The organism is Plantactinospora sp. WMMC1484 (genome assembly GCF_049315195.1).
Classification (GTDB): Bacteria; Actinomycetota; Actinomycetes; order Mycobacteriales; family Micromonosporaceae; genus Plantactinospora.
Map to the genome: position 1 here is coordinate 559,392 of NZ_CP186055.1, position 25,986 is coordinate 585,377.

Annotated in this window: 28 protein-coding genes; 12 read left to right on the top strand and 16 right to left on the bottom strand. The window is 71.4% G+C overall.

Features of this window, described 5'->3' with window-relative positions; all coding sequences use genetic code 11:
- Positions 1-23: 23 nt before the first annotated feature.
- The gene (locus tag ACN28C_RS02450; protein ID WP_422771988.1) at positions 24-995 is read left to right on the top strand and encodes an MBL fold metallo-hydrolase; all 972 of its coding nucleotides are present in this window, start codon (positions 24-26) and stop codon (positions 993-995) included.
- A 1-nt stretch (position 996) separates the two neighbouring features.
- Positions 997-1,416, top strand: coding sequence for a hypothetical protein (locus tag ACN28C_RS02455; RefSeq protein ID WP_422771989.1), 420 nt, complete (start codon positions 997-999; stop codon positions 1,414-1,416).
- A gap of 113 nt (positions 1,417-1,529) precedes the next feature.
- On the opposite strand, the gene ACN28C_RS02460 is transcribed toward ACN28C_RS02455, so the two are convergent.
- Complete coding sequence (locus tag ACN28C_RS02460; RefSeq protein WP_422771990.1) at positions 1,530-3,419, bottom strand: LamG-like jellyroll fold domain-containing protein; 1,890 nt, start codon at positions 3,417-3,419, stop codon at positions 1,530-1,532.
- Between the two features lie 121 nt (positions 3,420-3,540).
- Between ACN28C_RS02460 and ACN28C_RS02465 the strand changes: the two genes are divergently transcribed.
- On the top strand, positions 3,541-3,759 hold the full coding sequence (locus ACN28C_RS02465) for a hypothetical protein (protein ID WP_422771991.1): 219 nt from the start codon (positions 3,541-3,543) through the stop codon (positions 3,757-3,759).
- Between the two features lie 77 nt (positions 3,760-3,836).
- On the opposite strand, the gene ACN28C_RS02470 is transcribed toward ACN28C_RS02465, so the two are convergent.
- The 5 genes from ACN28C_RS02470 to ACN28C_RS02490 all read right to left on the bottom strand — a co-directional run bounded on the left by ACN28C_RS02470 (position 3,837) and on the right by ACN28C_RS02490 (position 6,648).
- A complete protein-coding gene (locus ACN28C_RS02470; protein WP_422771992.1) occupies positions 3,837-4,979 on the bottom strand; it encodes a peptidoglycan recognition protein family protein in 1,143 nt (380 codons plus the stop codon).
- A 184-nt stretch (positions 4,980-5,163) separates the two neighbouring features.
- Positions 5,164-5,667 carry a hypothetical protein gene (locus ACN28C_RS02475; protein WP_422771993.1) on the bottom strand — a complete coding sequence of 168 codons (504 nt, stop codon included), beginning with the start codon at positions 5,665-5,667 and terminating at the stop codon, positions 5,164-5,166.
- 110 nt (positions 5,668-5,777) lie between these two features.
- Entirely contained in the window at positions 5,778-6,035 is a 258-nt protein-coding gene (locus ACN28C_RS02480) for a hypothetical protein (RefSeq protein ID WP_422771994.1), read from the bottom strand.
- Entirely contained in the window at positions 6,032-6,379 is a 348-nt protein-coding gene (locus ACN28C_RS02485) for a DivIVA domain-containing protein (protein WP_422771995.1), read from the bottom strand. The genes ACN28C_RS02480 and ACN28C_RS02485 overlap by 4 nt, the downstream gene beginning before the upstream one ends.
- Positions 6,376-6,648, bottom strand: a complete 273-nt coding sequence (locus tag ACN28C_RS02490) for a hypothetical protein (RefSeq protein WP_422771996.1) — start codon at positions 6,646-6,648, stop codon at positions 6,376-6,378. Before ACN28C_RS02490 ends, ACN28C_RS02485 begins: the two co-directional genes overlap by 4 nt.
- 235 nt (positions 6,649-6,883) lie before the next feature.
- Here ACN28C_RS02490 and ACN28C_RS02495 point away from each other — a divergent pair, with 235 nt between their 5' ends.
- The 3 genes from ACN28C_RS02495 to ACN28C_RS02505 all read left to right on the top strand — a co-directional run bounded on the left by ACN28C_RS02495 (position 6,884) and on the right by ACN28C_RS02505 (position 9,321).
- The gene (locus ACN28C_RS02495; protein ID WP_422771997.1) at positions 6,884-8,044 is read left to right on the top strand and encodes a helix-turn-helix domain-containing protein; all 1,161 of its coding nucleotides are present in this window, start codon (positions 6,884-6,886) and stop codon (positions 8,042-8,044) included.
- Positions 8,041-8,571, top strand: coding sequence for an isochorismatase family cysteine hydrolase (locus tag ACN28C_RS02500; protein ID WP_422771998.1), 531 nt, complete (start codon positions 8,041-8,043; stop codon positions 8,569-8,571). Before ACN28C_RS02495 ends, ACN28C_RS02500 begins: the two co-directional genes overlap by 4 nt.
- 204 nt (positions 8,572-8,775) lie before the next feature.
- The gene (locus tag ACN28C_RS02505) at positions 8,776-9,321 is read left to right on the top strand and encodes a flavoprotein (protein WP_422771999.1); all 546 of its coding nucleotides are present in this window, start codon (positions 8,776-8,778) and stop codon (positions 9,319-9,321) included.
- Here the strand turns inward: ACN28C_RS02505 and ACN28C_RS02510 are convergent.
- The 5 genes from ACN28C_RS02510 to ACN28C_RS02530 are packed head-to-tail and all read right to left on the bottom strand — an operon-like array spanning position 9,293 to position 15,260.
- A complete protein-coding gene (locus ACN28C_RS02510) occupies positions 9,293-10,654 on the bottom strand; it encodes an AAA domain-containing protein (protein WP_422772000.1) in 1,362 nt (453 codons plus the stop codon). The genes ACN28C_RS02505 and ACN28C_RS02510 overlap by 29 nt on opposite strands.
- The gene (locus ACN28C_RS02515; protein WP_422772001.1) at positions 10,641-11,684 is read right to left on the bottom strand and encodes a virulence RhuM family protein; all 1,044 of its coding nucleotides are present in this window, start codon (positions 11,682-11,684) and stop codon (positions 10,641-10,643) included. Before ACN28C_RS02515 ends, ACN28C_RS02510 begins: the two co-directional genes overlap by 14 nt.
- Positions 11,681-13,204 carry a hypothetical protein gene (locus ACN28C_RS02520; protein ID WP_422772002.1) on the bottom strand — a complete coding sequence of 508 codons (1,524 nt, stop codon included), beginning with the start codon at positions 13,202-13,204 and terminating at the stop codon, positions 11,681-11,683. Before ACN28C_RS02520 ends, ACN28C_RS02515 begins: the two co-directional genes overlap by 4 nt.
- Complete coding sequence (locus tag ACN28C_RS02525; protein WP_422772003.1) at positions 13,201-14,379, bottom strand: hypothetical protein; 1,179 nt, start codon at positions 14,377-14,379, stop codon at positions 13,201-13,203. Before ACN28C_RS02525 ends, ACN28C_RS02520 begins: the two co-directional genes overlap by 4 nt.
- On the bottom strand, positions 14,376-15,260 hold the full coding sequence (locus tag ACN28C_RS02530; protein ID WP_422772004.1) for a hypothetical protein: 885 nt from the start codon (positions 15,258-15,260) through the stop codon (positions 14,376-14,378). Before ACN28C_RS02530 ends, ACN28C_RS02525 begins: the two co-directional genes overlap by 4 nt.
- 104 nt (positions 15,261-15,364) lie before the next feature.
- On the opposite strand from ACN28C_RS02530, the gene ACN28C_RS02535 reads away from it, so the two are divergent.
- Positions 15,365-16,174, top strand: coding sequence for a permease-like cell division protein FtsX (locus tag ACN28C_RS02535; RefSeq protein ID WP_422772005.1), 810 nt, complete (start codon positions 15,365-15,367; stop codon positions 16,172-16,174).
- 55 nt (positions 16,175-16,229) lie between these two features.
- Here ACN28C_RS02535 and ACN28C_RS02540 read toward each other — a convergent pair whose 3' ends face one another.
- Together ACN28C_RS02540 and ACN28C_RS02545 are read right to left on the bottom strand one after the other, a co-directional pair.
- Positions 16,230-16,967: a sugar phosphate isomerase/epimerase family protein gene (locus ACN28C_RS02540; protein WP_422774939.1), complete on the bottom strand. Its 738-nt coding sequence runs from the start codon at positions 16,965-16,967 to the stop codon at positions 16,230-16,232.
- A 147-nt stretch (positions 16,968-17,114) separates the two neighbouring features.
- Positions 17,115-18,080, bottom strand: coding sequence for a Ppx/GppA phosphatase family protein (locus ACN28C_RS02545; RefSeq protein WP_422772006.1), 966 nt, complete (start codon positions 18,078-18,080; stop codon positions 17,115-17,117).
- Between the two features lie 80 nt (positions 18,081-18,160).
- Between ACN28C_RS02545 and ACN28C_RS02550 the strand changes: the two genes are divergently transcribed.
- Complete coding sequence (locus ACN28C_RS02550) at positions 18,161-19,057, top strand: hypothetical protein (RefSeq protein WP_422774940.1); 897 nt, start codon at positions 18,161-18,163, stop codon at positions 19,055-19,057.
- A gap of 17 nt (positions 19,058-19,074) precedes the next feature.
- Here ACN28C_RS02550 and ACN28C_RS02555 read toward each other — a convergent pair whose 3' ends face one another.
- On the bottom strand, positions 19,075-19,758 hold the full coding sequence (locus tag ACN28C_RS02555; protein WP_421496777.1) for a response regulator: 684 nt from the start codon (positions 19,756-19,758) through the stop codon (positions 19,075-19,077).
- Positions 19,759-19,790: 32 nt separating this feature from the next.
- Positions 19,791-21,098 carry a sensor histidine kinase gene (locus tag ACN28C_RS02560; RefSeq protein ID WP_422772007.1) on the bottom strand — a complete coding sequence of 436 codons (1,308 nt, stop codon included), beginning with the start codon at positions 21,096-21,098 and terminating at the stop codon, positions 19,791-19,793.
- Positions 21,099-21,318: 220 nt separating this feature from the next.
- On the opposite strand from ACN28C_RS02560, the gene phoU reads away from it, so the two are divergent.
- Positions 21,319-21,966: a phosphate signaling complex protein PhoU gene (gene phoU, locus ACN28C_RS02565; protein ID WP_422774941.1), complete on the top strand. Its 648-nt coding sequence runs from the start codon at positions 21,319-21,321 to the stop codon at positions 21,964-21,966.
- Between the two features lie 71 nt (positions 21,967-22,037).
- Here the strand turns inward: phoU and ACN28C_RS02570 are convergent, their stop codons facing one another.
- Complete coding sequence (locus tag ACN28C_RS02570; protein ID WP_422772008.1) at positions 22,038-22,802, bottom strand: phosphoglyceromutase; 765 nt, start codon at positions 22,800-22,802, stop codon at positions 22,038-22,040.
- 188 nt (positions 22,803-22,990) lie between these two features.
- Here ACN28C_RS02570 and ACN28C_RS02575 point away from each other — a divergent pair, with 188 nt between their 5' ends.
- The 3 genes from ACN28C_RS02575 to ACN28C_RS02585 all read left to right on the top strand — a co-directional run bounded on the left by ACN28C_RS02575 (position 22,991) and on the right by ACN28C_RS02585 (position 25,738).
- On the top strand, positions 22,991-24,286 hold the full coding sequence (locus ACN28C_RS02575; RefSeq protein ID WP_422772009.1) for an MDR family MFS transporter: 1,296 nt from the start codon (positions 22,991-22,993) through the stop codon (positions 24,284-24,286).
- A gap of 21 nt (positions 24,287-24,307) precedes the next feature.
- Complete coding sequence (locus ACN28C_RS02580; protein WP_422772010.1) at positions 24,308-24,838, top strand: ArsR/SmtB family transcription factor; 531 nt, start codon at positions 24,308-24,310, stop codon at positions 24,836-24,838.
- A gap of 69 nt (positions 24,839-24,907) precedes the next feature.
- A complete protein-coding gene (locus tag ACN28C_RS02585; protein ID WP_422772011.1) occupies positions 24,908-25,738 on the top strand; it encodes a M23 family metallopeptidase in 831 nt (276 codons plus the stop codon).
- The last annotated feature ends 248 nt before the right edge of the window (positions 25,739-25,986 follow it).

A 25,986-nucleotide genomic window follows, 5' to 3' on the forward strand; every position in this document is an offset into this window, starting at 1 on the left:
CATCGATCGAAGGGGATCGCATCATGCCCGCATCTCGAATCAACCGCCGAGGGCTGCTCCGCACCGCCGCCGCCGGCGCCGCCCTGGCCCCGGTCGCCGGCCTGGCACCGTCCGCCACCGCCGCCCTGACCGCCGTCGGGAGCCGGACCCGGACCGCCCGGGACGGCTCCGCGACGTTCCGCTGGCTGGGTACGTCCGGCTGGCGGATCGACATCGGCGCCCGCACCGTGCTGGTCGACCCCTACCTGAGCCGGTTCGACACCGGACTGTTCCGGAACGCGTTCGATCCGGCGACCGAGCTGACCGTGGCCACCGAGACCATCGCCGCGCACGTCGGGCGGCCGGAGGCGGTGCTGGTCACCCACTCGCACTGGGACCACTTCAACGACGTACCGGAGATCGCGGCACGCAGCACGGCACGGGTGTTCGGCACCCTCACCACGTACCACCTGGGGCTGGCATACGGGATACCGGCGGCCCGGCTGAGCCCGGTCAAGGGCGGCGAGGTGCTGGACTTCGGCGACTACACCGTCGAGGTGGTCGCCTCGGCGCACAGCCGGAACGCGTCGTACTCGATGGCCTTTCCGGGAGTGCGGCTCAGCCAGCCGCCGAAGCCGCGCACCATCGCCGACCTGCCCGAGGGTGACACGCTCGCCTACCAGGTCACCGTCACCGGCGGGCCGGCGGTCTTCTTCATGGGCGGCAGCGACTTCGTGGAGCGGAACCTGACCGGGCTGGCACCGGACGTCGCCATGGTCGCGATGGCGTCGAGCGAGTCCACCCACGCGTACGTGCCCCGGCTGCTCGACGCGCTGGACCGGCCCGAGGTCGTGGTGCCGGTGCACTGGGACAACTTCGAGACGGAGCTGCGGAACCCGCCGCCGGTGGCGCCGGCCGACCGGCAGCGTCTCGACGCGATGGTCGACGCGATCCGGCGGGTAGCCCCGAGGACCCGGATCCTGCTGCCGGAATACCTCACCGGCTACCGGTTCTGAGATGGCCGCGACGCTGCTGTTCCTGGTGCCCGTCGCCGTGCTCGGCGGCCTCTGCTGGGCCGCGTGGGGGAGCGTGGCCGCGATCCTCTCCCGAGCGTGGCGGTCACCCGGCAGTTGGGTCCGGTTCGCCGTCCTCGGCGCGACCGGCACCCTGCTGGTGTACGGGATCGGATTGTTCAGCGGCTTCGCGCACGAGATCGACGAGACGTGTCACCGGCTGGGTGAGGAGTACGACGACGCCTACCGGGCCGAGCGGTGGCGGGAGCCGGGGCGGTGGTTCCCGCTGCACAACCGCTGCAACGCCGACTACGACCTGGTCCCGGCGTACGTCAATCCGTCGCTGGTGGTCCTCGCCGCAGTCGCCGTCGGTTGCGCGGCCGTGGCGGTCGCCCTGGCGATCGCCGGCCGCCGCCGGCCCTGACCTGTACGGTCCTGACCCCTGCACGGTCCTGACCCCTGTCCGGTCCTGACCCCTGCACCGTCCTGACCCCTGCACGGTCCTGACGGTGGCCGGACCGCGATGCGCCGTGACACTCAGGCCCGGAGGAACCGGTCTACCGGCAGTGGCCGGTCGGCGATCCGAATGTCGCCGATCCAGCCGTAGAAGCAGTGCCGCACGACCCGGTCCCGGTGGTACGCGCCGACCAGCCACGGCTCGCCGCAGCCGGCCAGCCCGGTGGCCGGGACCGACGGGTTGCGGAGCAGCCGCGCGCCGTCGACATAGAGGGTGCTGTGTCGGCCGTCGTTCACCACCGCGACGTGGAACCACTCGCCGGGCCGCATCTCGTGGCCCCAGTTGGTGACGGCGCCACCACGCCCTACCGGGAAGACCGCCCAGTTCAGCGCCAGCCCGGCGGTGAGCCCGAGCGCCGCCTTCGGCGCCGACGGATCGGTGCCGTCCTGACCGGCGTCCCCGCCGGCACCGCGCTGGCCGGCGTTCCGCCCGGTGCCGGACCGGCTCAGGATGCTCAACCCACCGGCGTCGCTCTCCCGGATATCCTCCGGCAACTTCACGAACGCCTCGACTGTGTAGCCGCTCTCGAACGTCGCCGCGTTCAACGGCGCGCCGTCGGCGGTGCGGAGGTAGCCGCCGTGCGCCGGCCCCCGCCCCCCGGCGAAGAAGAGGCTTCCGTGGCCGGGCTGGTCGGCGTGGTGCTCGGCCGACCAGCGCAACGCCGCCGGCCCGCTGCCGCGGACACCGACCCGGGTCAGGTGGTTGCCCCGGCCGGAGCTGTCCTCGACCACGTGCCCGTCCGGAATCGCGCCGCCGTCGGCGTACCCCTGGTCGAAGCGCCAGTATGCGACGGTGCCGTCGGTGACGACGACGGCCGGCCCGCGCGGCGGCCGGGCCGGCATCGGAGCGAAGCCGGCGAACCGCGCGGCGAAGTCAATGGTCAGGCTGAACCGGTTGGCCGGGTCGGTCAGCTCCGCCTCCCGGCGGGCGAGCGGGTTGCGCCGCTCCGGTCGCTGCCCGAGGATCCACGGCGACAGCGTCTCGACGTCGATGGTGTTGCGGTCCAGGTCAAAGCCGTAGAGCCGGAGCGTCCCGCCGCCGCCGTAGTAGCGGTTCTGGTAGTTGGTGAGATGCACGTGCACGTCCCGCCCGGCGGCGTTGCGCAGCACCATCCGGCCCGGCGGCCAGTAGTGCCCGTTGAGGGTCAGGACGATCTGGTCGCTCTGGTTGATCAGCCGGTCCCAGAGGCGTCGGCCGTGCTCCGACAGCCAGGTCGCGCCGGTGTGGTCGGCGTCGGCACAATCATGGGTGGTCAGGATCGCCGGGCTGGCCGGGTGCGCCGCCAGCACCGACCGCGCCCAGTCGAGGGTGCCGTCCGACGGCCGCCAGTCGAGCGCCAGCAGCAGCCACTCGCGGCCGGCGGCGGAAAAGACGTGATAGGTGTCGTAGCCGTCCGGTGTGGAGCCGCCGTACGTCGACTGCCGGCGCAGCCGGTGCGGCCCGAAGACCTCCAGATAGGCGCTCGGCCCGCGCTCGGCGTCGGTGCGGGACGCGTCGACGTCGTGGTTGCCGGCCAGCACGCTGTACGGCACCCGGTGCCGGTCGAGGATGTCGAAGACCCGCCCCGCCTCGGCCAGCTCGGCGGCGGCCCCGTTCTCGACGATATCCCCGAGGTGGGTGGCGAGGACGATGTTCCGCTCGGCTCGGTGCGCTGCGATCCAGCGCATCGTCGCCGCCAGCGGCGCGGCGTCGCCCCGGTCACCGTCGAAGAGATACTGCGTGTCCGGGATGACCGCGAGGGTGAACCGGGGCGACCCGGGATCGAACGCGCCGCCGTCGCCGCCGTACCGCTGCCAGGTCAGTGCGGCGGCCGGCAGCAGCGCCCCGGCGGCGACACCGGAGCCGGCCAACCCGGCCCCGACCAGGCCGGCACCGGTGAGGAACCCGCGCCGGCTCGGGCTTGGTTGCATGGTCGTCGTCGTCCTTCTCCTTAAGAATCAGGGCGGTTCGCCGACGGTACGTGGTGGCAGTACGTGCCATCCGGACGAACGGTGAACGGGGCGCGCGGGGCGGTGTGATCCAATGGCGTCCATGACTCGACAGCGGATTCTCGCCGTCCTCCTGTTGCTGATCGCGTTCGTGGCGTTGGCACTCTCCCGCGCGTTCCCGTTCCTGGACGATTTTCCCACCCTGGCCAAGTCGGCGATCGCGGTCGCCGGGGCGGCCTGTGGGCTGACCGGCGTGTGGTTGTGGCTGCGCAGGACACCGGAGCGGTCCTCGCCGGGGGTGACCGGCGACGGCGGCAGTTGACAACTCCTCGCCGGGAATGACCGGCGACGGCGGCAGTTGACAGCTCCTCCCCGGCCCGGGACAGGCAGCGGGCTGATTCACGCTCCCCGGCGGGGCTTGTCCGGCCGCCCGAGCGACCGCAACCGTGCGACCTTCTCCCGTACGGCCGGCAGATAGGGGTGGAAGGTGTCACCCGGGCATTCGGTCGGTGCGGCGCCGATGCTCGCCCAGTCCCGGTGGCCCGGGATGACGTCCACCGCGCCGGAGGCTCCGCTGACCGGGTTGACGTAGGTGGTCCGGGCCGTGGGATTCACCCGCCCCAGCACGCTGAGCGCCACCAGCACCATGACCAGCGACTGCTGCGCCAGCGGGCTGGGCTGGCGGGACGTGAAGCGGCCGAGGAGGCAGACAGCGATGTTGCCGGCGTTGTAGCCGCCGACATGGCCCCCGTTGACCGCCAGCTGGCCGGTGCCGGGGGCGGACCCGAAGACCGGCACCGGGTCCGGGCCGGAGTGACGCCCCTCGTAGACCCGCCCGGCCTCGTCGATCAGCAGGTGGTAGCCGATGTCTCCCCATGCCTGCAGAACACACTGGTCGTAGTAGATGGCCCGGATCGTGGCGGCCGGGTCGGGATCGTCGTTGTGCTCGTCCACCCCGGTGTGGTGCACCGTGATGGTCTGCACCGGGAAGAACTCGCCGGGCCAGACCTCCGTGCCGCCCTCGCCGAAGCGCAGCGACTCGTCCGCGCCCCACCCGGACCGGGACAGGAAGTTGGGCAGGCTCTGGCCGTCCGGCATGGGCAGGTGCCCCGCCTGGGCGGCGACCGTCCGCCGCGGACCATCCACCATGTTCAGCTCGGTGACCGAGGCAGCCGACCCGTCCGCGACCTGCACCTCGTAGCCGGTGGCACCGGTAGCCAGCACGACACCGGAGGCGGGTCCGGCGGGCATCCCGTCGCGGCCCCCCGCGCAGCCGCGCAGTTCCTGCCACGATCCCCAACCGGCGGCGGTACGCAGCCGGACCGCCGCCGCGCCGGCGGCAGCCACCGACAGGTGGGTCAACGGAATGACCGGCGAGGTCACCACGGTCCGGCTGGCCAGCCGACCACGGCGCGCGGCGAGCGGCTTGGGCACCTCGGCGGTGGCTGCCGGTGCGGCAGGTGCCGTGGGTGCCGTGGGTGCCGTGGGTGCGGCCGCTGCCGGCGCGCCGGCCAGGGCGGCGGCCGACATTCCCAGGGTCACACCTGCGGTACCACGCAGGACGCCACGTCGAGAAACCACGTTCTCCTCCAGACTCACGCTGTTACGACCCACTGCTTCTACCACGGATCGATGAACGGATCGGGTGACGCGAAGGGTTTGCCCGTGGCCGCGTCGTCGCCGTGCCGTTGCGGGGGCGGTTCCCCGGTCACGATCCGCAGCGCGGTCACCATCGGCACTCGTAGCGGAAGTCGGTCCCCTCACCGACCTCGACATAGTTCATGGCGGAGAGCAGGCGGGCCCGGGGGTCCCGCCGCACGAACGCGTGAAGCGGCCTCCCGTAATCACCCAACGCACGGCCGACAGCCGTGAACTCCGCGTGAGGATCCAGCAGCAGTATCTCCGCGCTGCGCCACAGCAGTGCCAGCGCGATGACCACGTCACGAGGATCAGCGTTCGCCGCCATCAGGGCCGCAGCCCTCAGCCCGGCCCGAACATGCCGTGGATCGTCCGTCCGGACGGCCAACGCAGCGGCACGCTCGGCGTAGGAGCCAAGGACCGTCTCCGTCGTGGCCACCGCCCGGGCGACACGGGCGACATCGTCCTCGTTCCGCAACGTTTCGACCAGCTCGCCGATGCTACGGTCTCGTGCCGACGGCAACGGTCTGCGGGCGTACCCTTCGCGGGGCCAACAGCGCAGTACCTCGACGGCCTCCTTCTCCCCGCTCACCGCTCCCCGCTTCCCCGCCCCGGCCGGCAACGCGGCCACTATCAAGATCTTCGGTAACTTGTGGTTCGCTGCGAACCACAAGTTACCGAAGATCTTGACCGAGCCCTGCGCTAGGCGCAGGGTCCGGGGTGGTTGACGAACCGGTGGCAGCGCCGGCTGCCGGGGCCGGCGCGGGGTTCGCCGATCGGGGCGTCACACCAGATCGTGGTACGCGGCGACGCCTCGTCCCCCCGCCTGATCGTCGCGTGGTCGAAGTCGAGTACGGGTACGTGCGCCAGCGAGCCGCGCAGGGCGGCCAGCAGGGCCACGGTGTCGTCCCGACCGGCGAGGGTGGTGGGCAGGTGGATCACCCAGCGTCCGGTGCTCACCAGTGGCCGCCGTTGCGGTGTTGCCGGTCCTGCTCGGCGCTGTCGACAGGGCGATGGCCGGCGACGGGTCGCCGATGCGGTGGGGGTTGCGGACCGGGATCGGGTGGGTCGGCGAACCTGCAACCGACGTGCCGGGCCTGCCACTGGCGTAGCCCCTGGCGGGTGCGCTCGACCTGCGCCTGGGCGGTGGTGGCCTCGCGTTCGAGGCGTTCGACCTCGGCGGCGACCAGGCGGAGGAATTCGTAGACCTCGTCGGGATCGAGGCCGCGAAAGCGGCGGCGCATCACGGCGGAGGCGACGCGGATGACGGATGGGCGCAGGCGTTCACCGGAGCGGTAGATCATCGCCGTACCGCCGTCGCCTCGTGCTGGGCGACCAGGGCGGCCATCTCGGTGGCGGTGAGGCCGCGTTGGGCGAGGACGCGTCGGCCCCAGCGGTGCAGCCGGCACGGGTGTGGCGCGTGGTCGTTGCGGCAGAGCAGTCCGGCGGGCCACTGCTCGGCGGCATGGACCGTGATCGCCCGTACCGCGAAGCCGACATCCTCGGCCGTCACGTACGGCGGCATCGGCAGCTCGTCCTCGGAGAGGTCGGAGAGTTCACCGGCCTGGCTCATGTTCCTCCCTCGGTTGACCGGTTCGCGGGGTTGGCGCCGAGGCGGGCGGGGACGACCGGTACGACCGCGCGCGCCGTACCGACCGGAGCCCAGCACCCGCCCCGGGCCACGACTCCACCCTGGTCAACGACCAGAACTCGGGGCACGACTACACGCTGTACCTAGGCGGAACCTATCCGGCATCAAACGTCGGTACGCTGTCCAGGACCGACCTCGACCCGATTGGAGTCGACGGATGACAACCGTGCAGCGGTGGACCGGGCGCGAGACCAGGGCGCTGCGACACGCACTCCGGATGAGCATCCGCGACTTCGCGCAGCACCTCGGAGTCAGCGAGCGGACGATCTCGAAGTGGGAGGCCGGGCAAGCTGAGACATGTCCGCGTCCAGAGATGCAAGCCGCCCTCGACACAGCACTCACCCTGGCGCCGGATGAAGCAACCGCACGTTTCCACGCGTCAGGCCAGCAGCCCCGAGTGCCGACGGGTGGAGGCTGCGGAAGTTTCCATGTCCGGTCGCACAAGTTCATCCCTGCGTACATCGGTGCCGCAGCAGCGGCGGAACTCGCGCAAGGCCGGGCCTTCATCCGCAGGTCCCACCCATGGCTGACAGTGTCGACCCTGCGTCTGCCTCACCAGTCCGGAGAGTGCACTGCCCACCTCTTCGCCTGCGGCGTGATCGTCCTTCATCTACGTCAGGGCCGCGATTTCCCGGACCTCACATCGCTGGCGAGCTGGCGGTACAACAGCTACGCCGAGGACCTGCCCTGGGCAGAGCAGCGTGTTCGCACGTTGTTCGACGGCATCTCAATCGACACACCGGCCAGCCCGGAGTACGTCCTGTCGTTGTATGTCCTGCCAGAGACGTCCTGGGCCGGCGACGAGTTGGATACCGCGCTGCGCCTGATGTGCGTGCCCTCTGTCCTGGTCAACCGCCAGGACGGGTGCTCAACTGAACCGGTGAGCGGCGAGGTCGAGCGCCGGTTACTGTCCACCGGTTTCGAACCGGCTGCCATCGTCCCGTTCGGGATGGACGGAGTGTCAAACGGGTACGCCGGCTGGTCCGGCCTTGCCTACCACGCGCTCGCCCCCGAGCGGGCGCTCGGGACAGACGAGCTGATCGCCTGTGAATTGGATGTTCAGATGCTGTGGACGTACTGTCGCTACATCCAACGGCAGGTCGAGGATGGCCACGATCCCAGCATGCCGGCGGAGTTCGGCTGGCGGTTCCTCCGAGCGGCGCATTCTCGGCTGACGACGGCGCGCGCTCAGGAAAGCTCGCAGCACTGCGTCATGCGGCAGGCGATCCTAACGACGAGCGGACTGCCGGAGCGCCTTATCCAGGCACAGGTGGCGCTTCGCGAGACCGACGCGTTGCTTGGCACACTTGGACCATGAACGTCGAGCGCGCCGCGCTGGTGGTCATCGACATGCAGAACGGCTTCGTCAACGAGCGCAGCCAGCACGTGGTGCCCAAGGTGGTTGACTTGGTGCAACGCTGGCAAGCCGCTGGCCGGCCGGTCGTCTTCACGCGCTACCACAACTACCCCGGCAGCCTCTACGAGCGCCTGATCCACTGGTCAAAGGTGCAGGCGCCGCCAGAGACGGACATCGTGCCCGAGCTGCTCCCGTACGCGGCGGTGGCACGAGGCGTGATCGACAAGAAGATCTACTCGTGCTTCACGCCGGAGTTTGCGTCGCTCGTGGAACGGGAGGGGTGGACCGATCTAATCTTCTGCGGCATCGCTACGGAAAGCTGCGTCTTGAAGTCGGCGGTGGACGCCTTCGAGCACAGTCTCACGCCCTGGGTGGTGACCGACGCCGCCGCGAGCCATGGCGGTTCGGTCGCCCACGACGCCGGCCTCCTGGTAGCACGTCGCTTCATCGGGTCCGGACAACTCATCGTCAGCAGTGTGATCAAATAGCCATAATGGAGTCACCGAGTACCTACGCCACACCGGAAGTCCTTCGGGATTGACAATTCAGGGCCTGGCCCAAGGTTGGTGTTCAAGAGGTTTGTGGGGCCGATCTTGAGGCAGACCAGGTCGAAGGCTTTTCGGTGGTGCCGGCGATCCAGATTCGGCCACCCCCGGGCTCCGGCCGCTCGCCGAACGAGCAGACTTGCTGACATGAGCGAACGACAGGTCCTGTATCTCGTGGTCTGCGCTGCTCCCCCGGTACTCAAGATTGACGAACTCATCGCACTACTGATGGAGGACGGTTGGGCGGTTTGGGTGATCGCAACGCCGACAGCCGCGAGTTGGATCGATCGGGAGGCCCTGGTACGGCAGACGGGCAACCCCGTCCGCTCCGAGCGCCGAAAGCCTGACGAGCCGGATCTCCTGCCAAAGGCAGACGCCGTGCTGGTCGCCCCGGCCACCTTCAACACCATAAACAAGTGGGCGCTCGGCATCAACGACACCCTCGCCCTCGGCATCCTCAATGAGGTACTCGGCCTCGGCCTGCCCATCCTCGTCTCCCCGTATGCCAAGAGGGCCCTGACCACGCACCCGGCACACGACCACCATCTCCGGATACTCGCCAGTGCCGGTGTGACGTTCACGCAAGCCGAGGCGCTCCGACCACCGAACCAGAACGATGACTTCCAATGGCGCCGGCTAGCCGGTGCGACGGCACGGATCTCGATCAGGCATAAAGAGCCCGGTGGTCTGTGACATGCCCCAGCAGGGCCTGGTTGGCTTCCCAGCCGTCCGGGAACCTGACCGGTACGTTGAGGTGCACCGGCTCGGTCGACGGATGGGCGTCCAGCAGCTCGGCGATCCCCGCCCTCGCCACCACCACGCACGCGTGCCGGTGTCGGGACACCAGCACGCACAGCCGCCCCGCCTCCAGGTGGAACGCGGTCGCGTCCCGCCGACCCGACAGCGGGTGCAGCACGATCACCACGTCGTACTCGCGCCCCTGCAACCGGTTGGCCGTGTCGACCGTGATGCCCGCCCCTGCAACCCCGAGCTGCGAACGGATCGCCGCCACCTGGTCCCGGTGCGCCGCCCCGACCGCGATCCGGTCGGCCGTCACCGGCGCGCCCCCGGGAGAACGCTCCGACACCGCCACCGCACCCCGCTCAAGCACCCGCAACGCCAACCGCGCGCAGGCCGCCGCCGCTTCCCCGTCCGTCCGCAGCGTGTGCCGCGCCGGCAGCTCGTACAGTGCCCAGCCGGTGGCCGCCGCCATCTCCAGCGCCTCGTCCACCGCCCCACCACCGAACCCCGCCGCCGCGAACGACAGCGACCGCTGCGCGGCCGTCGTACCCGCCGAGAAGCCCGTGAACGGATAGAACGCCTCGGCCACCACCGGCGCCGCCGAGGCCGGCAGCCGCCACGACACCGGCAACCGGTGCACCGGCAGCTCCGGGTTGTGACGCAGCAGCGCCGCCACCGCCGACTGCATCGGATCCCAGGTCAGGCCGGTCCACCGCTCGGTCTCCACGGTCGAGAACGGATCCAACTGGCCCGGATCACCCACGAAGAGCGCCCGGTCGAACCGCCCCGCCACCCGGAGCAGCGCGTCGGAGCGCATCTGGTACGCCTCGTCCACGATCGCCCACGGCCAGCGCCCCTCCGACACCAGGGCCCATTTGGCGGCCGTACCAATGATCACGGACGACCCGCCCAGGTCCGCGACCTTCGCCGCGACCCGGACCGTCGAATAGTTCCTGATCCGGTCCGTCGCCGTGTAGTCGCTGGCCGAGAGCCGTCCGATCGGCAGCTCCGGCCTGGCCCGCGCCAACCGGTCGATCAGGTCGTCGACCTGCTCGTTGGTCTGCGCGACCACGATCAGCGGCTCGCCCGCCTCGGCCAGCTCCCCCGCCGCCCGCACCACCAGTGTCGACTTCCCTGCCCCGGGCGGCGAGTCGACCACCACCCCACGGTGGTCCCCGTCGCGCAGGTCGGCCAGCACCTCGCCGACCACTCGCCGCGCCGCCTCGCCCGGAGACTCCAGCCCGGTCCCACCGCCGCCGGGCACCAGCGGATCACTCCTGGTCATCGCGCTCACCGTCGATACTCAGCCGGCGTGCTTCGGCCTCCAGCGCCGACAACTCCTCGGCCGCCTCCCGGTCCGCCTCCTCCCGCTCACGGGCTCGGCGCTGGTCGTCGAAGTCGTCGAAACGCTCGTGAGCGATCTTCTGCATGTCGTTCTGCGAGACCCGGCCCGCGTGACTCAACACCTGCCGTTCGTTGAAGTCCAGGAACCGGTCGGTCTGGACGATCCACTCGGCCATCCGGATCTGCTGACGGCGTCGCGTCCGATCCTCCGCGAAGTCGAGGAACATCGTGGTCAGCCGGTTCAGTTCGTCGATTTCACCAGCCGTCAGATAGTTCTTCGAGACCGTCACGTCGGTCTTGCGTACTTTCGAGCCGGCCCAACTGGTCAGGCCCATGTTCGGTGCGTGCGGATCGGCCCGCTGCACGATCAGCTCGGCGGCGGTACGGCCGGTGACCGCGTAGACCAGCTTGTTCTGGATGGTGGCGAAGAAGGTGCGAGCCAGCTCGCTCGTCCCGTCGTAGTCCACGCTGGTCTGGGCGAACAGGTCCCGTACCTTCTGGTAGAAGCGCTTTTCGGAGGCCCGGATGTCCCGGATCCGGGCGAGCAGTTCGTCGAAGTAGTCGTGGCCGCCAGGCTGCTTGAGCCGTTCGTCGTTCAACGCGAAGCCCTTGACCAGGTACTCCCGTAGGATCGTCGCCGCCCACTGCCGGAACTGCACACCGCGTGGTGACCGGACGCGGTAGCCGACGGCCAAGATCATATCAAGGTTGTACGACTGCACGGTCCTGCGAACCTGCCGGGAGCCCTCCTGCCGAACTTGTAAGAGATCCTTACAAGTTCGTTCTTCCCGATGTTCTCCGTCCGCGTAGATGTTCCGGACGTGCTGCGTCACGTTCTGCGGAGTGGTGTCGAACAGCTCGGCGATCTGCGCCTGGGTGAGCCAGACCGTTCCGTCGACGGCGCGTAGCTGAATCTCCGTACGACCGTCGTCGGTCCGGTAGACGATCATCTCGCCGGTCGCATCCGTCACGCCCACTCCTCCCCGGCATCCGCCACGCTCGGCTCGGCCGGCTCCTCGTACGCCTTCGGCGGCCCGCCGTGCGTCCACGGCGTCTCGTCGCGGCTCGGAAACTCGCCCGGCGGCACGAACGAGTCCGACAGCGTCGTGTAGCAGAGCCGGTCCCCGACCTCCGGCACGCTCCCCGGCGCCGGGCTCAGCGACCGCCCCAACCCACCCGACAGCTCCAGCACCACGTCCGTCCGCCCCGTCGCCGGATCCGGCGTCACGAAGACGACCCGGGCCCGCTGCCCCGGCCGGCCCGGCGAGTGCAGCACCGCCCCCACCGGCACCAGCACCACGTCCTCCGTCGTCACCTGGATCCGGGGCCGCAGCACCCGCCGCTTCCCGCTGTCGTCGATCCGGTGCGGGTCGGCAAGCGTCACCTCACCCACGAACGCCTCCCCGGTCAGCCGGTGATCGGCCATCACCAGCGGATCGTCGTAGGCACGCTGTACGGCATACGACTGCAGCGCCCGTTCCAGCCGGTGCAGCCGGTGCGCCGCGTTCACCGCACCGTCCCGGCGCGGCTGCGGGTGGCCGCCACCGTCCACATAGAGCGCGAACGTGCTGAACACGTCCCGGTCCTCGGCCCAGCGCCCGGCCACCCGCGACCCGACCGGCAGTTCCCGGAGCAGCGCCACGCCCCGCCACATCAACTCCCAGGTCGGCGTGAGCTGCGACCGCACGGCTTCTTCGAGTACGCCCGCGGCCCGCCCCCGCCGCACCTCGTCACCACTCGCCGCCGCCTCCTCATAGGCGGCCATCGCCGGCGTCAGGATCTCGTTGTCGAAGGTCGGATCCGTCACCGGCCCGGCCGGCGGCCAGCGCAGCGGATCCTCGGCGACCGTCGCCGCGTCGGCGCCGGTCAGCCCCTCCTGCGGGTCGATCCAGGCCATCAGCGCCGCCAGATGGGCGTCCTCCAACGCCGACTGCCCGGTCGCCCAGTGCAGCCCGAGCGCGTCGGTCATCGCCAGCAGCATCCCCGAGCCGGGATGCTCGGCCCGGTCCGCCAGGAAGGTCAGCCACCGCCCGAGCAGCGGCACGTTCGGCCGCACCGGATAGTCCCCGTCGGTACGCCGGAACCGCGTCGACCGCCCGAACATCCGGACGAAGCCGATCCCCGCCGGGTTCGGCACCAGCACCTGCGGCGCGTCCGCGTACCGGTAGCGGACCTCCCGGCCCCGGTTGACGGTGACCGGCTCCGCGACCCCCCGGAAACTCTCCAGATAGGGCAGCACCACCTCGGCCAGCGCGGCGGCGAAGCCGAACCGTTGGTCCCGGTTGCGGGGCTGCCGCACCACCAGCAGCCTCGGCTCACCCGCGGCGTCACCGACCAGCGCGGCCAGCGGCGCGTTGGCCTCGCCGGCCATGCCCAGCGGGATGAGGACCAGCGGCCGGTCGGCGACGTGCAGGTGGCGCACGGTCGTGATCCGCTGGGCCCGCCCGGCCGCCACCGCCTCGGCCCGGGCCAGCGCGGTCAGGGTACTCACGCCACTCCGGCCGCCGTCGTCGTCGGCAGCAGCTCGGCGCGGAGCCGGGCGGCGTTCCGGAGCAGCGCCGCCGCCTCCGCCTGCTCCTCGGCCGGGGTCAGCTCGCCCCGTGCCAGCGCGAGCGCGGTCTCGACCCGGTCGATCCCGCCCAGCTCCTCCCGGGCCGAGGTGCCGAGCGCGGCGGTGCAGCCGTGCGCCTCCGCCCGGCAGAAGTAGGCCAGCTCGCAGACCGAGAGGCAGTCGGGGGCATAGCGGGCGTCGATCGCCTGCAACGCGTCGACAAGCGACTCCGGGGACCGGGTCGGCACCCCGTCGGCGTCCGGCGCCAGGTCGAAGGTCAGCTCCGGCGGCAGGGCGGCGAGCATCGCCTCCACCCTCCTCATCCGCCGCAGCTGCCGCCGCAACACGGCCAACTGCCGGCGTACGTCGACCAGCACGGCGGTCGGCCGGTTGGAGAAGTCGCGCGGGCAGACCAGCACCACGTCATGGGCGACGAGCTCCGGATCGTGCCCCGCCTCGGCCAGCATCTGGCGCATCGCCAGCACGTAGACGGCGGCCTGGATCGCCGCCGCCGAGACCTTGCCCGGGTCGGCCTGCCCGTCCACCACCGCGAACGACTTGATCTCTACGACGTGGAACCGCCCCCCGTGCCGGAACGCGATCACATCCGGTTCGAGATAGACCCGCTGCCCGGCCACCTCCAGCGCCAGCAGCGGATGGTCGAAGAGCGTGCCGGCGTCGTCGCCCCCGGCGGCGGCCCGCAGCAGCTGGGCACGGGAACGGGCGTACCGGATCTCGGGGGTTTCCTTCTCCCGCCCGGTCACCGTCGCCAGGTCGTCGTACGCCACCTCGGGGATCGGCAGCCCGAGCCGTTCCCGCAGCAGGCGCACCAGCTCGGCGGCGCCGCTCGCCAACACCAGCGCCTCGAACGCGTTGCCCCGGGCGAGGGCGAACTGGGACTGCCCGAACCGGGCCGGAAAGTCGACGTACGCCGCCAGCCGCTGCTTGTCCACCCCGGCGGTGTCCAGCACCGCCCGCCGCGCGCAGCCGGGGTTGCGGGTCAGCGCGGCGATGGTGCGGGCGTTGTGCCGCTTCGGCCCGACCCCGCCCCGGATCGCCGCCAGCCGCTCGGCAACCCCAACATCCCTGTCCGTGCCCGTGCTCGTGGTCGTCATGCCGTCTTCCCTCCGACCGTCTGGAGCGTGTTGCCGAAGAGCTGTCGCACCTCGTCGAGGTGCCGGCGGGCCCGGTCGGCCGCCGCCGTGCGGTGTGCCCGGTCGGCGTCGGCGTGCACCGCGCACTCGGCCTCGGCCGCCCGGATCACCAGCTGGAGATCCACTGTGTCATGTCGATCAAACATCGTTCCGGGCGAACCGATCGCACCCGGGATATTGGTGGCGAACCGCCACAGCAGCCGGTTGACCGCGTCACTGCCCTCCGGCACCGTGCCGGCCCGCTGCGCCACCCGGACCGCCGCCGTCAGGAAGTCGACCCGGGCGCTGAGCGGGCCGACGATCCGCCGCTCCAGCGGCCAGGTCGAGACCGCGATCAGGCCACGCGCCGGCGCCAGGTGCGCGGCGGTCAGCGCGGCGCAGAGATGGTACGGCCGGGAGTGCGGCGCGGCCTCGAACGAGCGCTTCTCGTCCCGCCGCAGGTGGGTGAGCCGGTTCGCGGCCAGGCCGGTCGCGGTCGCGCCGAAGGCTGTCACGCCGAAGAACGCCGCGTGCACCTCGGCGATCAACCTCGGTGCGGCCGGCACGGAGAGCAGGGTCAGCGCGTGGTGCACCTGCTCGCGCACCGGCACCAACGACCCCCGCACCGGCAGCGACGACCCACGGGCCGGCGCACGCGACCCACGGGCCGGCACCGGCGGCGGCGCCTCGCCGCCCACCTCGGCCGCGAGATCCGTGATGGCCTGCTCCCAGGCGCGCTCGGCGGCGCGCAGCTCGGCCCGCAGGCCCCGGGTCCGGCTGGTGTCCCCGGCCGCCACCGCCCGCCGGATCTCGGCCCGCAGGGCGTCGATCCGGCGTTCGAGGAGATCCACCGGCTCCGGCACGAGTCGCAGAGTATGAGTTCCACTCTTTTCCAGCAAACACCCGCAACCCGACACGCGGGAACCGGGCGGCGCCGCGTTGCCGCCCCCAGCTACAGTGCCCAACCGTGCGCAGATCGGCGACGACCCTGGTCCTGGTGACACTGCTCGCCGCCGGGCTGGCCGGCTGCCGGCCGGACCCGGCCGAGCGGGTGAACCGGCCGAACGGCCCTATCAGCGTCTTCCTCAGCCACGACGCGACGCCGGAGCAGAAGCAGGCGGTGGAGGAGCGGCTGCGCGGCGTGCCGGACGCGGCGGAGGTCACCTTCCAGGACCGGGAGCAGGCGTACGCGCGCGTCAAGGATCTGGCCAGGGACGACCCGGAACTGCTCGACAGCGTACGCCCGGAGAACCTGCCCGAGTCCTTCCTGCTGACCCTGCGCGACCGGGCGGCCTTCGACCGTACCGTCGACGGTCCACTCCTCGACGAGCTGCGCGCGATGCCCGGCGTCGAGGACGTGTCCTATCCGGAGGACGGCCCGCCGCCCACCCCACCCCGGGCGGCTCCGACCACCGACGACTGCGCATGGGGAAGCCTGAAGCCGGTGCCGGCCCACGGCGACTGGCGCGAGATCTGGGTGTATCTGTCCAGGACGATCACCGAGTCGGAGCGGCAGGCGATCGAAGCGCGGCTGAGGGCGCTGCCGGACGTGGTCACGGTGAAGCTGGATCCCCGGGACGAGCCCGGAGCCACCCCGGAGAGCGACGGCAGCGGATCGCCCGCACCGGTGCTGCCGGCGAAGCAGAGCGATTCCTACCTGGTGGAGCTGGCCGACCAGGCCGCCGCGAACCGGGTCGCCGACTCCGACCTCGACGCCGAACTCTGCCGGTTGTCCGGCGTCACCCGGGTGGTACTGCCGCCGAAGATGCCCGGGTGACCCGCACCCGCACCCGCCTAACCCGCCACCCCGACACGTCCGGTCGCGGACGGTGTCAGCGGGCGTCGACCGGGGTGGGTGCGGCCAGGTGCTGGCGGGCGAACTCCAGCGCCTCGCGCAGGTCGCTCTCCCGGTCGGCGCGGCTGCGGGCCCGCCGGGTGGAGACCTCCACCGCGACCGAGCCGGTGAAGCCCCGGCCGGCGAGCGAGGCGAGCAGCTCGGCGCAGGGCTGGGTGCCGCGGCCGGGCACCAGGTGCTCGTCCCGGCCCTCGCCGGTGCCGTCCCCGAGGTGTACGTGCGCCAACCCGGCCCCCATCTTGTCAGCCATCTCGATCGCGTCGCTGTGTGACGCGGCGCAGTGCGACAGGTCCAGGGTGTAGGCGGGGTAGCCGGTCTCGGTCGGGTTCCAACCCGGCATGTAGGGGACGAACTCCCGGCCGGCCATCCGGACCGGATACATGTTCTCCACCGCGAACCGGACCCCCGGGTGGTCGTCGCCGATCCGCCCCAACCCGTCGACGAACGAGCGCGCATAGTCCCGCTGCCAGGTGAAGGGCGGGTGCACCACCACGGTCGGCGCCGCCAGTTCCTCGGCCAGCACCGCCGAGCGGCGCAGCCGCTCCCACGGGTCGGAGCTCCAGACCCGCTGGGTGACGAGCAGGCACGGCGAGTGCACCGAGAGCACCGGTACGCCGTAGTGCCGGGCCAGGCCGCGCAGCGCTCCGGCGTCCTGGCTCACCGCGTCCGTCCAGACCATCACCTCGACACCGTCGTAGCCGAGCGCCGCCGCCATCTGGAAGGCGGCCGCGGTCGGCTCGGGGAAGACCGAGGAACTTGACAGCAACACGCGGGTGGTCACGACCTCAGCGTAGCCCCACCTGCCGGGCCGCACCCGGTGGCGGAGCGGGCACCAGCCTCCGCCGCCGGACGTAACCGCAGGTCAGACTGGCTGTCGTGGCCCGAGCGCCGGCTCCAGGAGATCGAGCCGGCGCAGGATGACCCCCTCCCGGAGCGCCCACGGGCAGATGTCCAGTTCGCGTACGCCGAGCCGGCGCATCGCCGCCTCCGCCACGATCGCGCCGGCCAGCAGTTGGTGGGCCCGGCGGGCGCTGACCCCTTCGAGTTCGGCGAGTTCGCTCGGCGGGATGTGCCGGATGAAGCCGATCACCTGCCGCAGCCCGGTCTGGGACAGGCGGCGCGGGGCCCAGAGCCCGGCCGACGAGGGCGCCGCGCCGGCCAGTCGGGCCAGGGTCCGGAAGGTCTTGCTGGTGGCGGCGGCCCGGTCCCAGCCGATCTCGGCGGTGTCGTCGACGACCGTGTCCAGCATCTCCTCCACGTACGCCTCCAGCTTCGCCACCGCCGCCGCCGACGGGGTGCGCGCGCTGTCCGGACCCAGCTCCAGCCAGTCCCGGGTCAGCCGGCCAGCGCCGAGCGGTAGCGACTGGGCGAACTCGGGTTCCTCGTCGATCCCGGCCGCCAGCTCCAGCGAGCCGCCGCCGATATCGAGCACCAGCAGCCGACCGGCCGACCAGCCGAACCACCGGCGTACGGCGAGGAAGGTCATCCGGGCCTCGTCGGCGCCGGGGAGCACCTGGAGGAGTACCCCGGTCTCGGCCCGAACCCGGGCCAGCACCTCCGGCGCGTTTGTGGCGTCCCGGACGGCGGAGGTCGCGAAGGCCAGCAGGTCGTCGGCGGTCAGCCGGGCCGCCGCCATCTTCGCCTCGTTCACCGCCGCGACCAGCGCGTCCGCGGCGGCCACCGTCAGCTCACCATCCCGGCCGATCTGCTCGGCGAGCCGGATCACCGCCTTCTCGGAGTGCGCCGGCCAGGGGTGTGCGCCGTGGTGGGCGTCCACGACCAGAAGGTGCACGGTGTTGGAACCGACATCAAGCACGCCGAGTCGCATGGGAAAGACACTAGACGCAGGTCCGGGGCGGATAGCGGGCGTAGGCTGACCGGGTGGCAGCAGCGCGCAACCAGCTCCGGATCCTGGTGGACGATCCCGCCGACCCCCGCAGCCGGGAGGTCCCGCTCGACTTCCCCCGGGAGTGGATCGAGTTCGCCGACCCGGCCGACCCGGAACACGTGATCCGGGCCGACCTGACCTGGCTCCTCTCCCGCTGGACCTGCGTCTTCGGGCAGACCTGCCACGGCATCATCGCCGGTCGCTCCGCCGACGGCTGCTGCTCGCACGGCGCGTTCTTCACCGACAGCGACGACGAGAAGCGGGTCAGGGCGGCGGTCAAGCGGCTCACGCCGCAGACGTGGCAGCACTACCGGCGGGGCTTCAAGAACTACACCGAGCTCGACTCGGTCGACGGCGAGACCCCGGCCCGGCGTACGGCGACCCGGGGCGAGGAGGCGCCGTGTGTCTTCCTCAACGACGCCGACTTCCCGGGTGGGGGCGGCTGCGCCCTGCACGCCCAGGCGCTGCGCGACGGCGTACACCCGCTGGAATACAAGCCGGACGTCTGCTGGCAACTGCCGGTGCGCCGGGACCAGGACTGGGTGAAGCGGCCGGACGGGACGAAGGTGCTGGTCAGCACGTTGGGCGAGTTCGACCGGCGCGGCTGGGGCGCGGGCGGGCACGACCTCGACTGGTGGTGCACCTCGTCACCGGAGGCGCACGTCGGCACCGAGCCGATGTATCTCTCCTACGAGCCCGAGTTGACCGCGCTGATCGGCAAGCCGGCGTACGCGAGACTGGCCGAACTCTGCGGCGAGCGGGAGCGACGCGGCCTGGTGGCGCTGCACCCGGCGACCGCCGGGGCCGACCCGGTGCTGGACCACCCGGCGGAGGGGGGCCGGGAGCCGGCCAGCCCGAAGGCCGCCAACGCCGGCCGCCGCCCGGCGCCGCAGCGCCGCCCGCGTGCCGGCCGCTGACCAAGCTCCGGTCGGTCCTACGGCTCGAACTTGTAGCCCAGGCCCCGGACGGTGACGATGAAGCGCGGCGCGGAGGGCTCCGGCTCGACCTTCGAGCGCAACCGCTTCACGTGCACGTCGAGGGTCTTGGTGTCGCCGACGTAGTCCGCGCCCCAGACCCGGTCGATCAGCTGCCCCCGGGTGAGCACCCGGCCGGCGTTGCGGAGCAGCAGCTCCAGCAGCTCGAACTCCTTGAGCGGAAGCTGCACCGGAGCGCCGTCGACGGTGACCACGTGCCGCTCGATGTCCATCCGGACCGGCCCGGCGGTCAGCGTCGGGGTGCCCGGCTCGACGGTCTCGTTGCCGCGCCGCCGCAGTACCGCGCGGACCCGGGCGACCAGCTCGCGCGGCGAGTACGGCTTGGTCACGTAGTCGTCGGCGCCGATCTCCAGCCCGACCACCTTGTCGATCTCGCTGTCCCGGGCGGTGACCATGATGATCGGCACCTGGGAGCGCTGGCGGAGCTGCCGGCAGACCTCGGTACCGGACATCTCCGGCAGCATCAGGTCGAGCAGCACGATGTCGGCGCCGGTACGGTCGAACTCGGTCAACGCGGCCGTGCCGGTCTCCGCGGTCGAGACCTCGAATCCTTCCTTACGCAGCAGATAGGAGAGGGCGTCGGAGAACGACTCCTCATCCTCGACCACGAGTACGCGGGCCACGGACTTTCCTTTCTCTGTCGGTCCGACTCGAACTATCCGAGCGAACCGGTCTCGATCTCAACTTGCGGTGCTGACGGCAGGAAGGCGTCCGGCGGGTGTGCGGGTAGCCGGAGGGTGAACGTCGAGCCACCTCCCAGGGTGCTGGATACCTCGACCCGTCCGCCATGGTTGGTGGCGATGTGCTTCACGATCGCCAGGCCCAGGCCGGTCCCGCCGGTCTGCCTCGACCGGGCCTGGTCCGCCCGGTAGAAGCGCTCGAAGATCCGGCCCACGTCGTCCGGGGCGATCCCGATCCCCTGGTCGGTGACGGCGACCTCGATGTGCTCCTCGGTGCGCCGCAGCCTCACCGTCACCCTGGTCCGCTCGCCCGAGTACGCGATCGCGTTCTCCACCAGGTTGCTGACCGCGGTGGCGATCTGGCTGTCGCTGCCGTAGACGGTCAGGCCACGGTCGCCCTCGACCGTGACGGTGATCTCCCGGGCGGTGGCGGCGGTGCGGGTCCGGTCGATCACCTCGGCGGTGACCCAGTCCAGCGCGACCGGCTCCGGCGCGGGCAGCGGTTCGGCGCCCTGCAACCGGGTGAGTTCGAGCAGTTCGTTGACGAGCTTGCCGAGCCGGGTGGACTCGTGCTGGATCCGCTCGGCGAACCGGCGGGCCGCCGCCATGTCCTCCGACGGGTCCAGCGCGCCGTTTCCGGTGGTCTGGTCGGTGGCGTCCAGTAGCGCCTCGGCGAGCAGTTGCAGCGCCCCGATCGGGGTCTTCAGCTCGTGGCTGACGTTGGCGACGAAGTCCCGGCGCACCCGGGCGACCCGGTGCGACTCGGTGACGTCGGCCGCCTCGACCGCGACGTAGCCGGCGCCGAGCCCCATCGCCCGCAGGTGCACGCCGAGCGGGTCGGACATCCCGCCCTCGCGCCCCCGGGGCAGATCCAGCTCGACCTCGCGGCGCACCCCGGTGCGCCGGACCTGGCCGGCCAGGGTACGGATCAGCGGATGCGCGGCCACGGTCCCGGGGGTGGCGCCGACCCGGAGCAGTCCCATCGCCCGGGCGGCCGGGTTCACCAGGACCGGCACGTCGTGGCCGTCGAGGACGACCACCCCGACCCGGAGGGAGTCAAGCGTCTTGCGGCCGAGTCCGGGCAGCCCGCCGGCCTGCTCGTCGGTTGCTATCGCCGGCCTCCTGTTGCCGCGGGTCCCGCTACGTCCGGATCCCGGTGTCCCGCCTCGTCCGGGTGCGGTGGTACCGGCCGAGAGCCATCCGGCAACCCGATGGCGGAGCGGACCGAGGGCCAGGCCGAGGCCGAGCCCGACGAGCACGGCCGCAACCACCCCCCATTCCACGCGGCGATCGTATGGTCATCGTTAACCTGTCGACCAGGCAAAATCGGGCGAATCACGCTCGCATCCGAGAATGTTCACCCTCCGTCCCAGTTCCGTTCACCGATGTTCACCCCGCCGCAGCCGGATCCCCCTACCGTGGTCCGGACCGATACGTGTAGCACCGTGCGTGGGCGAAGCCACCACGGACGGCGAAAACTCCCACTCCCAGCAGGACGTGATCATGCGCGAGGAATTCCGGATCGACCTGAACATCGTGAGCCAGTTGCTGGTGGACATGGCCGAGGCGATCCGGGTCGCCATGCGCCAGGCCACCCGGGCGCTGCTCACCGCCGACCGGGCGGCCGCCGAGGTTGTGATCGAACGGGACGCGGAGATCGACTCCCTCTACCGGCAGGTCGAGGAACGGGTCAGCGACCTGCTGGCCCGGCAGGCCCCGGTCGCCTCCGACCTGCGCGCCCTGATCACCGCACTGCACGTCGCCGCCGACCTGGAGCGGATGGGCGACCTCGCCGACCACGTGGCCAAGACGGCGGTACGCCGGCACCCGTCGCCCGCCGTACCGGCCGAGCTGCGCGGGACCTTCACCGCGATGGCCGAGGTGGCGGACCGGATCGCCGACAAGATCGCGAGCGTCCTCTCCAAGCCCGACGCCACCGCCGCAGCCGAGCTGGACAAGGTCGATGACGCCATGGACGAGCTGCACCGGCAGCTCTTCGCGGTGCTGCTCGCCGACGACTGGCCGTACGGGGTCGAGACCGCGATCGACGCGACCCTGCTCGGCCGCTTCTACGAGCGCTACGCCGACCACGCCGTCAACGCCGGCCGGCACGTCGTCTACCTCGTCACCGGCGAACCCCACGACGCCTAGGGCGTAAGGAAGGGCCCCCGCTTATCGTTTTCTGTTGTAGCGGGGGCCCTTCCTAACACCTCGGGCAGCGCTCAGCGGCCCTGGTTGGCGACGGCGGCGGCCGCCTCCTTCGCCGCCTCCGGGTCCAGGTATGCCCCGCCGGCCACCAGCGGTCGCATGCTGCGGTCGAGGTCGTAGCGGAGCGGGATCCCGGTCGGGATGTTCAGCTTGGCGATCGCCTCGTCCGAGATGTCGTCCAGGTGCTTGACCAGTGCCCGCAGCGAGTTGCCGTGCGCGGCGACCAGCACCGTCCGGCCGGCCATGATGTCCGGGACGATCGAGTCGAACCAGTACGGCAGCATCCGGTTGACGACGTCCTTCAGGCACTCCGTCCTCGGCATCAGCTCCGGCGGCAGCAGGGCGTAGCGCGGGTCGCCCGCCTGGGACCACTCGTCGCCGTCCGCGATCGGCGACGGCGGGGTGTCGTACGACCGGCGCCAGAGCATGAACTGCTCCTCGCCGAATTCGGCCAGGGTCTGCTTCTTGTCCTTACCCTGTAGGGCGCCGTAGTGCCGCTCGTTGAGCCGCCACGACCGGCGTACCGCGATCCAGTGCCGGTCGGCGGCGTGCAGGGCCAGCTCTCCGGTGCGGATCGCCCGGCGCAGCACGCTGGTGTGCATCACGTCCGGCAGCAGGTTGTGCTCACGCAGCAGCTCGCCACCGCGCCGCGCCTCACCCTCACCCTTGGCCGTGAGGTCCACGTCGACCCAGCCGGTGAAGAGGTTCTTGGCGTTCCAGTCGCTTTCGCCATGCCGGAGCAGCACCAACGTGCCCACCGTGGCTCCCTCGCCCGCCACCGGGGCTCCCTCCGGCGCAGTACTCGTGCTCGCAGTCATGGCACTCATCCTGCCGGACCGGAGGGGCAGGCACCGGGCGACCCTGGGTGACGACCGACACGTGGAAAACCGGATGACCCGGCCGGACCGCCACCACTAGCGTCGTAAGGGCTTAAGCGACAGGTGGTCATTACAGTACGGGGGCGTGGATGCGGACGGTCCGGAGCTGGTTCCAGGACACCACCGGCGGCTTACCCAGCACCTTCTGGTATCTCTGGGCCGGCACCCTGATCAACCGTCTCGGTTCGTTCGTCCTCGTCTTCCTCGCCATCTACCTCACCGTCGAGCGGGGCTTCTCCGAGTTCCAGACCGGCCTGGTGCTGGGTGCCTGGGGTGCCGGCGGCGCGGCCGGCACCCTCACCGGCGGGATCCTGGCCGACCGGTGGGGCCGGCGCCCCACCCTGCTCACCGCGCACCTGGGCGCGGCGGCCATGATGCTGGCGCTCGCGTTCGCCCGGGACCTCTGGCTGGTCGGGCTCGGCGCGCTGCTGCTCGGCATGTTCGCCGAGGCGGCCCGGCCGGCCTTCGGCGCGATGATGGTGGACGTCGTGCCGGAGCGGGACCGGCTGCGCGCCTTCACCCTCAACTACTGGGCGATCAACCTCGGCTTCGCCTCGGCCGCCATCCTCGCCGGGCTGGCCGCCGAGGCGAGCTACCTGCTGCTCTTCGTCGTCGACGCCGCGACCACGCTCGCCACCGCCGCGATCATCTTCGCCAGGGTGGGCGAGACCCGCCGGGTCCGCGCCGACCAACGGACCTCCGGGCCGCTCGGCGCCGCCCCGCACCGGGGTGGGCTGGGCAGCGCCCTGACCGACCGGGTCTTCGTCGGCTTCGTGGCGCTGAACGTGCTGCTCGCGCTGGTCTTCATGCAGCACATCTCGATGCTGCCGATCGCGATGGGCGAGGACGGACTCTCGCCGTCGACGTACGGGTCGGTGATCGCGGTCAACGGGGTGCTGATCGTGGCCGGACAGCTCTTCGTGCCGCGACTGATCCGGGGACGGAGCCGATCCCGGGTGCTGGCCCTGGCCGCGCTGGTCGTGGGGGTCGGGTTCGGGCTGACCGCGTTCGCGGAGGCGGCCTGGTTCTACGCGCTCACCGTGGTGATCTGGACCCTCGGCGAGATGCTCAACTCGCCCTCCAACTCGACCCTGATCGCGGAGCTGTCGCCGGCCGCGCTGCGCGGTCGCTACCAGGGGCTCTTCTCGCTCTCCTGGTCGGTGGCGACCTTCGCCGCCCCGGTCACCGGCGGCTTCGTCCGGGAGCAGGCCGGCGATGCGGCGCTCTGGCTCGGCTGTGCGGCGCTCGCCGGGATCGTGGCCGTCGCCCACCTGCTCTCCGGACCGGTGCGCGAACGGCGGGCCCGGCAGTTGCGTACCGCCGAGGTCGACGCCGGAGAGGCTGCACCTCCCGGGCCACGACCTAGGTTGGCAGCTATTACGTAATTACGTATACTCGACGTCATCATGACGTTGGAGGAGCGGGTCGCGGAGCTGGAACGCCGGATGGCGGCGCTGGAGGAGCGGGTCCAGCCGGCGGCCGACGCACCGGGGCCGCCGCCACCGCCCGCGGAGGGCGCCTTCTGGGCGCTGGACGGACTGAAGGCGCGACTCACCGAATACGGCGCCGAGCAGGGCGCGGTGCTCTACACCGGCTCGGTCCGGCTGCCCACCCACGAACGCTACGACTGGCAGTACGGCCTGCCGACCGAGACCGTCCTCGAGACCGAGGAGGGCGAGTGGACCGAGGTGGCGGAGTCCTTCGCCGCGCTCGGCCACCCCGTCCGGCTGAGACTGCTCCGGGAGATTCTCGCCGGCCGCCGGACCGCCGCCGAGCTCACCGAACTCGACGGCCTGGGCACGACCGGCCAGCTCTATCACCACCTGCGACAACTGGTCGCGGCCGGCTGGCTGCACAGCCCCGGACGGGCCCGCTACGAGGTGCCGGCGGGGCGGGTCGTTCCGCTGCTGGTGGCAATCACCATCGCCCGGACCTGACCGACCCGCCCGGTACGTCGCCGATCTGGTAGCCGGACGTGACCGGGCCTGATCCGGAGGAGACACGCGATGCTCAAGACGCTGATGATCCTGCACCGCTGCTGCTGGCTGGCTTTTCTGGTGATCCTGGTGGCCGGTTTCTTCCTCGACTTCACCTCACTCTGGGGATGGCTGGCGATCGCGCTCGCCATCGTCCTGCGGGTGACGCTGGGCCGGATCCTCGCCCCGGCCAGGGGCGCCGACCCCGAGCCACCGGTCGAGGTGGAGCCACCGGTCACCGGACGCTGGTCGGCACTGAACAGCCCGACGAGCAGGGTGCCCAGCCACGGCGTACGCGCCTACGGGCAGGCGTATGCGATCGACCTGGTCGCCGAGCCGGAGGACCGGCCGCGTCCACGCTTCGGCTGGTGGCCGGTGGTCCGGCGCAACCGCGCCTTTCCGGGCTTCGGGGCGCCGTTGCTGGCCGCCGCCGACGGCACGGTGCTGCGGGCTGTGGACCGCAACCGCGACCACCTCAGCCGCAACTCGTGGCCGGCCCTGGTATACCTGATCTTCGAGGGACTCTTCCGGGAGATCGTCGGCCCGGGCCAACTCCTCGGCAACCACTTGATCCTCGACCTTGGCGGTGGCCGCTACGCCGCATACGCGCACCTGCGGCGCGGTTCCCTGCTGGTCCGGCCCGGCGACCGGGTCCGAATCGGTCAGCAGGTCGCCGAGTGCGGAAATTCCGGCAACTCCTCCGAACCGCACGTCCACTTCCAGTTGATGGACAATCCGGATCTGGATGTAGCCCGCGGGATACCGTTCACCTGGCGGGAAATCGGTGTGCCGGCCAACGGCGAGGTCGTCACGGTCGGGCCGGCGGCGGCGCCGAGCGGGACCGGCGACGCGACCCGCTGAAGACGGCTGCGGTCCCGGCTCACCCGAGCCGGGACCGTGGACCGCGTCACGTGGACCGGCGGCGGCGGGCGACGCTCACCCCCGTAAACGTCGCCCGCACACGCCGCCGGTTACAGGTGGCGGCGCCGTCCCCCAACGGCTTCAACTGCCACCCGTCCCCCAGCGCCATCACCCGATGCACAGATCTGCGCGATCTGGCGTTCCCCCGAACTCAACCGAGCGTGGCGCGTGCAATAACGTTAGTTGTC

Bases quoted from the DNA above. Each gene is read 5' to 3' on its own strand.
- ACN28C_RS02450 (WP_422771988.1), top strand. From the start codon at position 24: ATGCCCGCATCTCGAATCAACCGCCGAGGGCTGCTCCGCACCGCCGCC.
- ACN28C_RS02455 (WP_422771989.1), top strand. From the start codon at position 997: ATGGCCGCGACGCTGCTGTTCCTGGTGCCCGTCGCCGTGCTCGGCGGC.
- ACN28C_RS02460 (WP_422771990.1), bottom strand. From the start codon at position 3,419: ATGCAACCAAGCCCGAGCCGGCGCGGGTTCCTCACCGGTGCCGGCCTG.
- ACN28C_RS02465 (WP_422771991.1), top strand. From the start codon at position 3,541: ATGACTCGACAGCGGATTCTCGCCGTCCTCCTGTTGCTGATCGCGTTC.
- ACN28C_RS02485 (WP_422771995.1), bottom strand. From the start codon at position 6,379: ATGATCTACCGCTCCGGTGAACGCCTGCGCCCATCCGTCATCCGCGTC.
- ACN28C_RS02490 (WP_422771996.1), bottom strand. From the start codon at position 6,648: ATGAGCCAGGCCGGTGAACTCTCCGACCTCTCCGAGGACGAGCTGCCG.
- ACN28C_RS02495 (WP_422771997.1), top strand. From the start codon at position 6,884: ATGACAACCGTGCAGCGGTGGACCGGGCGCGAGACCAGGGCGCTGCGA.
- ACN28C_RS02500 (WP_422771998.1), top strand. From the start codon at position 8,041: ATGAACGTCGAGCGCGCCGCGCTGGTGGTCATCGACATGCAGAACGGC.
- ACN28C_RS02505 (WP_422771999.1), top strand. From the start codon at position 8,776: ATGAGCGAACGACAGGTCCTGTATCTCGTGGTCTGCGCTGCTCCCCCG.
- ACN28C_RS02510 (WP_422772000.1), bottom strand. From the start codon at position 10,654: ATGACCAGGAGTGATCCGCTGGTGCCCGGCGGCGGTGGGACCGGGCTG.
- ACN28C_RS02525 (WP_422772003.1), bottom strand. From the start codon at position 14,379: ATGACGACCACGAGCACGGGCACGGACAGGGATGTTGGGGTTGCCGAG.
- ACN28C_RS02540 (WP_422774939.1), bottom strand. From the start codon at position 16,967: ATGGCGGCGGCGCTCGGCTACGACGGTGTCGAGGTGATGGTCTGGACG.
- ACN28C_RS02545 (WP_422772006.1), bottom strand. From the start codon at position 18,080: ATGCGACTCGGCGTGCTTGATGTCGGTTCCAACACCGTGCACCTTCTG.
- phoU (WP_422774941.1), top strand. From the start codon at position 21,319: ATGCGCGAGGAATTCCGGATCGACCTGAACATCGTGAGCCAGTTGCTG.
- ACN28C_RS02575 (WP_422772009.1), top strand. From the start codon at position 22,991: ATGCGGACGGTCCGGAGCTGGTTCCAGGACACCACCGGCGGCTTACCC.
- ACN28C_RS02580 (WP_422772010.1), top strand. From the start codon at position 24,308: ATGACGTTGGAGGAGCGGGTCGCGGAGCTGGAACGCCGGATGGCGGCG.
- ACN28C_RS02585 (WP_422772011.1), top strand. From the start codon at position 24,908: ATGCTCAAGACGCTGATGATCCTGCACCGCTGCTGCTGGCTGGCTTTT.